This window comes from Lactobacillus sp. C449L, from assembly GCF_059900815.1.
In genome coordinates this window covers 1-430 of record NZ_JBWXGA010000321.1, presented here as the reverse complement: position 1 = coordinate 430, position 430 = coordinate 1, and the positions used below count along the sequence as shown (strand labels likewise).

Below are 430 nucleotides of genomic sequence, written 5' to 3'. Positions count from 1 at the left end.
CGCTGAGGCACATCCGCTTTTCGAGCGGGGGCGGAGACTATGAACTGGGCTTCGTCTGGCCAATGGCACGCATGAAGAGGAGGCTCAGATGGCGACCAGACTTGGTACGCGCGGGAACGACGAGTTCAACGGCACAGCCTTCAACGACCAGCTCCTCGGCTCTTCCGGCAACGACACTCTTCGGGGCGGCGACGGCAACGACTATCTGGCCGGCGGGACCGACGACGATTCCCTCGAGGGCGGCAACGGGAACGACTCGATCTCGGCCGGATCCGGCGACGATTGGGTGGATGGCGGCGACAGCAACGACCTGCTGATCAGCGGGACCGGCCAAGACACCATCGCATTCACAACCGACCTCGATCCCATGAACAATGTAGACACTGTCAGCACCTTCTCGGTCGACAACGACGTGATCGCGCTCGACGAC

General features: G+C 62.6%; 1 protein-coding gene. It reads left to right on the top strand.

From position 1 onward, the window contains the following. Positions 1-88: 88 nt before the first annotated feature. Positions 89-430 (top strand): calcium-binding protein (locus AC2JF9_RS09585; protein WP_500727324.1); only part of this gene is annotated, 342 nt, incomplete at its 3' end.